Genomic DNA, 5,799 nt, shown 5'->3' on the forward strand with positions numbered 1-5,799 from the left:
GGCGGCGATCTCTTCGGCCTTGAGGCCGGACTCCATGCGATAGGCTCTGAGTTGCTGCCCAATATCATTAAAATGCATTGTCGTTTCTCACTTTTTAAACACTTTTGGCTCTGGAATATGACGCATCTTAACAATTCATTAACAGAGATGACAGGCAATTGTAATTTCTTTTTTTCTCCAATGAAAGGATATTAAGACCGGAAAAATCGTTTTTCTGCTACCGCGCCAATTCTAGATAGGCAATGTATCGTATTTACATCATATGACGTATTCCTGTTTATATGTCGAGACAATCCGAGGTGGAAGAATCCCCAAAACCGGCCTTGTCGCCCGGCGCCGGGCTGAACGGCGCGGAAGGGTTGCCGAGACCCTCGTCGCTAACTGGTACAGCGTCCGGGGCTTTGATGTCCTCGCGCAAAGGTTGCGTACGCCCGCCGGTGAGATCGATCTCGTCGTCGCCGATCGGGAGGTGCTCGCCTTCGTCGAGGTGAAGGCCCGCAACGCGCTGCGCGCCGCCGCCGATGCGCTGACCCCGCGCCAGCGGCGCCGGCTCGTTGCGGCGGCGGAGATCGTGCTCGGTCAGCAGCCGGGCTGGGCACGGCCGGAGACGCGCTTCGATGTCGCGCTGGTGATCGGCGAGGCGGTTCATCCCATCTTCGCGGCATTTCGTGCAGATGACACCTGAAGTGTTTGGCGCTGCCGCCCGGAGGCGCGTATAAGGCCAGCATGAGCAACCGATTTCCCGAGCCTCTCCGTCTGAAAGGCGCCCGCGCCGATGCCGCCATGGATGCGGAATTGAGGCGGAACGTGGCGTTCTGGATGTTGCGCGGCGTCGAATGCCGGTCCGGCGCGGCGCCTTCGGGCCTCGGGATCGAATTCGCCGCCGGGCGGGTCGTTTTCGACGATGGCATCGACCGGCTGGCCCGTCGCTTCGCGCTCCGCCTCGCCGGGGAATGGCTCGCTCTGGTGCGCGCCGGGGTGAAGGTGCCCCTGGCCGGGCTTGCCGCCGCGCGGGCCGCCGCGCAGTTCGCCGAGGCCGAGCGGATGCCGCCATTGCCGCGATTCCCCTGGGTCGCCACGATGGCGGCGGAACTGCCGCCGGGCGCCGGCCAGCTCGAACGGATTTCGCGCGACCTGGCCGCCCTCGCGGGAGAGACCGGTCCGGCGGCGGCGGCGGAGATCGCCCGGTGCCGGGCACTGTGGCCGGTCATCGGCATCGTCGAATCGATCATGGAGACGGGCGGCGACATCAGGCTGATGCGCGACCCGCAGAGCGACCTCAACGGCTATGGTTGCAGCCATCGGCCGCGCCCCTGGGCGGTGACCTTTGCCTCGTCCACCGCCTCCTCGGTGTCCGAGCGCGGCTATGAGGCGGCGGATCGGGTGCGGCTGCGGCTGACCGCGGCGATGCTGCGCGATGGCGACCGCCGCGCCATCGGGCTGGAGGCCGTCGCGGTGCGGCGGCGAATCGGGCACGATGCCGGCCTGCCTGCGGGCGGCGCCGTCGTGCTTGCCGCCTCGGGAACCGACAGCGAATTGCTCGCCCTCGCCCTGAGCCACCTGCCCGATGCCGGGCGGCCGATCACCACGATCCTGCTGGCTCCCGAGGAGACCGGCAGCGGCGTGCCGATGGCCGCGGTCGGCCGGCATTTCGCGATCGATACCGCGAACGGGCACGATGTGTCGCGCGCCGCGCCGATCGGCGGGTTCAGGCCGGATACCGAGCTGGTCTCGGTGCCGCTGCGCGACAAATACGGTATTCCGCGCACGTCCGCCGCCATCGAGGACGAGATCGGCCGCGCGGTGGCGGCGGCGGCGGCGGCGGGGCGGCGGGTGATCCTGCATGCGCTCGACTTGTCGAAGACCGGCCTGCTCGCGCCGTCGATGGCGCTGTTGCGCACCTTGCGCGAGCGCTTCGGCGAGGGGCTGGATATCGTGGTCGATGCCTGCCAGATGCGGATCGGGCCGGCGCGAATCCGCGCCTATCTCGATCTCGATGCCGTGGTCCAGATCACCGGGTCGAAATTCCTGACCGGCCCGCCTTTCGCCGGCGCGGCGCTCATTCCGCCGCGAATCGCGCGGCGGCTCGGGCGGGGGCGGTTGCCCTCGGGGCTTGATGCCTATTTCAGCCGGGGCGAGTGGCCACCCTCGGCGGCGGCGGCGCGGGGGCTGCCCGATGGCGCGAATTACGGCCTGTTGCTCCGCTGGCGCGCGGCGCTGGCGGAATTGAAGGCGTTCGCCGCGGTTCCGGAAGCGCGCAAGAGCGAGGTGCTTCTCCGGTTCCGCGCCGCCGTCGAGGCGGCGGTGGCGCAGCACGACATTTTCGTGTTGCAGACCGTCGCCGATCCCGCCCGCGAGGGCGGCGGCTGGGATTCGCTGCGCAGCGTTTTCGCCTTCGCCGTGCGCGCGCCCGGCTCGATGGAGCGGCTGCTGGACCCGACCGCGGCGCGGCGGCTCTATCACTGGCTGAACGCGGATTGCGCGGCGCTGTTCGATACCGCGCGCGAGCGCAGCATCGCCGCCCGCATCTGCCATATCGGCCAGCCGGTCGCCCTGCCCGATGGCGAGGGCGGGCAGATCGGCTGGCTCAGGGTTTCGGCGGGAGCGCGGCTGGTTTCGGGTGAGCCGTCGCATCGCGGACTGGCGACCGACCGACGGCTTGCCCGCGAGATGGGCGACCTCGCGCTCGTGTTCGACAAGATCGCGCTATTGCGCGCGCATTGGGACCGGCTGGCCCAGTTCGACCCGCGACCGCGCTATCGCTGAGCCTCGATCGCGCGGCGCGCCGGCCCGGCAGGGCGCGTCGTCTCAGTCGGAAAGGGCCGCTTCGAGGGCGTCGAGCCCATCGCCGAGCACGGCGTCGCTGACCGTCAGCGGCACCAGCAGGCGAATGGTGTTGCCGTGGACGCCGCAGGATATCACGATGACGCCGTGCTCGCGGGCGCGGGCGATGACCTGTTTCGTGGTTTCGGCGTCCGGCTCGTGGCCGCCGCGCTGGCGGACGATGTCGAAGGCGATCATGGCACCCGGCCCCCGGATCGCGGCGATGGGGGCGACGTCGTTGCGGGCGGCGATGCGCTCGAGCCGGCCCTTCATCGTGGCGCCGATCGCGTTGGCGCGCTCCACCAGGTTTTCCTCGTGGATCACGTCCAGCACCGCGAGGGCGGCGGCGCAGGCGAGCGGGTTGCCGGCATAGGTGCCGCCGAGGCCGCCGGGCTCGGGCGCGTCCATCACCGCGGCGCGGCCGATCACGCCGGAGAGCGGAAAGCCGCCGGCCAGCGATTTCGCGATCGTCATCAGGTCCGGCTTCACACCGGAATGCTCGATGCCGAACATGCGGCCGGTGCGGCCGAAGCCGGTCTGCACCTCGTCGGCGATCAGCAGGATGCCGTGACGGTCGCACAGCGCGCGCAGGGCCACCAGAAGCTCGGTCGGCGCCGGGATGAAGCCGCCCTCGCCCTGGACGGGCTCGATCACGATGGCGGCGACGCGCTCAGGCTCGATATCGGCGCGGAACAGCATCTCGATGCCGCGAAGACTGTCGGCAACGCTGACGCCGAAGGGCTCGAAGGGAAACGGCGCGTGATAGATTTCCGCCGGCATTGGCGCGAAGCGCTTCTTGTAGGGAGCGACCTTGCCGGTCATCGCCATGGTCAGCAGGGTACGGCCGTGATAGCCGCCGGCGAAGGTGATCACGCCGGGGCGGCCGGTCGCGGCGCGGGCGATCTTGATGGCGTTTTCCAGCGCCTCGGCGCCGGTGGTGAGGAACACCGTTTTCGCCTTCCCCTCGATCGGGGCGATCGCGTTGAGCCGCTCGGCCAGGGCGACATAGGGTTCGTACGGCGTCACCTGGAAGCAGGTGTGGGTGAAGCGGTCGAGCTGCGCGCGGACCGCGGCGATCACCTTCGGATGGCGGTGCCCGGTGTTGAGCACCGCGATGCCGCCGGCGAAGTCGATATACCGCTTGCCCTCGGCGTCCCACAGCTCAGCGCCCTCGGCGTGGGCGGTGTAGGCCATCGGGTGGCTGATGCCGACACCGCGGGCGACGGCCGTCTCGCGGCGGGCGTGCAGCTCGGAATTCGCGCTCATTTCCCCATATCCGCGGCGACCGGGGTGCGGTGCATGGTGCTGTGCACCACGAAATCGGCCTCCGTCGCGTCGCGGATCTGCTCGATCGTCACGTCGTCCGGCTTGTCGACCAGAACGAGCGAGGGCGAGCGGCTGTGATCGACCTCGAAGACCGCCATGTCGGTCACGATCATGCTGACCACGCCCTTGCCGGTGAGCGGCAGGCTGCATTTGCGCAGGATCTTGGGCTCGCCCTTGGCGGTGTGCTCCATCAGCACCACGACGCGCGGCACGCCGGCGACGAGGTCCATCGCCCCTCCCATGCCCTTCACCATCTTGCCGGGGATCATCCAGTTCGCGAGATCGCCGTTTTCGGCAACCTGCAGCGCGCCGAGGATGGAGATGTCGATATGCCCGCCGCGCACCATGGCGAAGGATTCCGCGGAGTCGAAATAGCTCGTGGTCGGCAGCTCGGTCACGGTCTGCTTGCCGGCGTTGATCAGGTCGGCGTCTTCCTCGCCCTCATAGGGGAAGGGTCCGATTCCGAGCATGCCGTTTTCGGAGTGCAGGTGGACCGAGACGCCCTCGGGGATGTGGTTGGCCACCAGCGTCGGGATGCCGATGCCGAGATTGACGTAGAATCCGTCCTGCAGTTCACGGGCGGCGCGGGCCGCCATCTGATCGCGTGTCCAGGGCATGTTTTCCTCCTCAGGCCCGCTCGCGCACGGTGCGCTTCTCGATGTGCTTCTCGACCTGCGCGAGCTTGACGATGCGTTTGACGTAGATTCCGGGGGTGACGATGTGGTCGGGGTCGATCGTGCCGGGTTCGACCAGCTCCTCGACCTCGGCGACCGTCACCTTCGCGGCGGCAGCGCAGATCGGGTTGAAGTTCCGCGCCGTCTTCCGGTAGACAAGATTGCCCTCGGTATCGCCCTTCCAGGCATGGACCACGGCGAGATCGCCGAAAATGCCGCGTTCCATCACGTAATGCCGGCCGTCGAACTCGCGGGTTTCCTTGCCGTCGGCAACCTGGGTGCCATAGCCCGTCGCGGTGAAGAAGGCGGGAATGCCGGCGCCGCCGGCGCGGATGCGCTCGGCCAGCGTGCCCTGCGGGTTGAACTCGATCTCAAGCTCGCCGGCGAGATATTGCCGGGCGAAGGTGGCGTTCTCGCCGACATAGGACGAGATCATCTTCTTCACCTGCCGCGTATCCAGCAGGATGCCGAGACCGATCCCGTCGATCCCGGCATTGTTGGAGACGATGGTCAGATTGCGCACGCCGCTCTCGCGGATGGCCTCGATCAGCGCCATTGGCACGCCGCACAGGCCGAAGCCGCCGGCGAGGATGGTCATGTCGTCGCGCAGCAGACCGGCGAGCGCCTCGACGGCGCCGGAATAGACCTTACGCATCCGGTTGGTTTCCTCCTTGGTGTTTCAGCGTTCGACGCACATGGCGACGCCCATGCCGCCGCCGATGCACAGCGTGGCGAGACCCTTGCGGGCATCGCGCTTCTGCATCTCGAAGAGCAGGGTGGTGAGGACGCGCGCGCCCGAGGCGCCGATCGGGTGGCCGATGGCGATGGCGCCGCCGTTCACGTTCACCTTCGCCGGGTCGAGATTGAGGCCCTTGTTCACCGCGCAGGCCTGGGCGGCGAAGGCTTCGTTCGCCTCGACCAGGTCAAGCTCGGCGACTGACCAGCCGGCGCGGGCGAGCGCCTTCTGCGAGGAGGG

The 5,799-nt window shown here is 68.2% G+C and carries 6 protein-coding genes and 1 pseudogene; 3 read left to right on the top strand and 4 right to left on the bottom strand.

Annotation, left to right across the window (positions count from 1 at the left end; all coding sequences use genetic code 11):
- The 3 genes from ACIDOCELLA78_RS000000112980 to ACIDOCELLA78_RS000000112990 form a co-directional block, all read left to right on the top strand.
- A partial coding sequence (locus ACIDOCELLA78_RS000000112980) for a hypothetical protein (protein ID WP_214006296.1) occupies nt 1–195 on the top strand: 195 nt, incomplete at its 5' end.
- Between the two features lie 67 nt (nt 196–262).
- Nucleotides 263–685, top strand: coding sequence for a YraN family protein (locus tag ACIDOCELLA78_RS000000112985; RefSeq protein ID WP_201729858.1), 423 nt, complete (start codon nt 263–265; stop codon nt 683–685).
- Between the two features lie 41 nt (nt 686–726).
- Nucleotides 727–2,766: a hypothetical protein gene (locus ACIDOCELLA78_RS000000112990; protein ID WP_201729859.1), complete on the top strand. Its 2,040-nt coding sequence runs from the start codon at nt 727–729 to the stop codon at nt 2,764–2,766.
- Between the two features lie 42 nt (nt 2,767–2,808).
- Here the strand turns inward: ACIDOCELLA78_RS000000112990 and gabT are convergent, their stop codons facing one another.
- The 4 genes and pseudogenes from gabT to ACIDOCELLA78_RS000000113010 all read right to left on the bottom strand — a co-directional run.
- A complete protein-coding gene (gene gabT, locus ACIDOCELLA78_RS000000112995; RefSeq protein WP_201729860.1) occupies nt 2,809–4,089 on the bottom strand; it encodes a 4-aminobutyrate--2-oxoglutarate transaminase in 1,281 nt (426 codons plus the stop codon).
- Nucleotides 4,086–4,766, bottom strand: a complete 681-nt coding sequence (locus ACIDOCELLA78_RS000000113000) for a CoA transferase subunit B (protein ID WP_201729861.1) — start codon at nt 4,764–4,766, stop codon at nt 4,086–4,088. Before ACIDOCELLA78_RS000000113000 ends, gabT begins: the two co-directional genes overlap by 4 nt.
- A gap of 10 nt (nt 4,767–4,776) precedes the next feature.
- Nucleotides 4,777–5,478: a CoA transferase subunit A gene (locus tag ACIDOCELLA78_RS000000113005; RefSeq protein ID WP_201729862.1), complete on the bottom strand. Its 702-nt coding sequence runs from the start codon at nt 5,476–5,478 to the stop codon at nt 4,777–4,779.
- A gap of 24 nt (nt 5,479–5,502) precedes the next feature.
- Nucleotides 5,503–5,799, bottom strand: a pseudogene (locus ACIDOCELLA78_RS000000113010) (acetyl-CoA C-acetyltransferase); the annotation flags it as partial.

The organism is Acidocella sp. C78 (assembly GCF_907164655.1).

Excerpts from the sequence above, each read along its gene's own strand:
- ACIDOCELLA78_RS000000113005 (WP_201729862.1), bottom strand. The coding sequence starts at position 5,478 with ATGCGTAAGGTCTATTCCGGCGCCGTCGAGGCGCTCGCCGGTCTGCTG.
- ACIDOCELLA78_RS000000112985 (WP_201729858.1), top strand. The coding sequence starts at position 263 with ATGACGTATTCCTGTTTATATGTCGAGACAATCCGAGGTGGAAGAATC.
- ACIDOCELLA78_RS000000112990 (WP_201729859.1), top strand. The coding sequence starts at position 727 with ATGAGCAACCGATTTCCCGAGCCTCTCCGTCTGAAAGGCGCCCGCGCC.
- ACIDOCELLA78_RS000000113000 (WP_201729861.1), bottom strand. The coding sequence starts at position 4,766 with ATGCCCTGGACACGCGATCAGATGGCGGCCCGCGCCGCCCGTGAACTG.
- gabT (WP_201729860.1), bottom strand. The coding sequence starts at position 4,089 with ATGAGCGCGAATTCCGAGCTGCACGCCCGCCGCGAGACGGCCGTCGCC.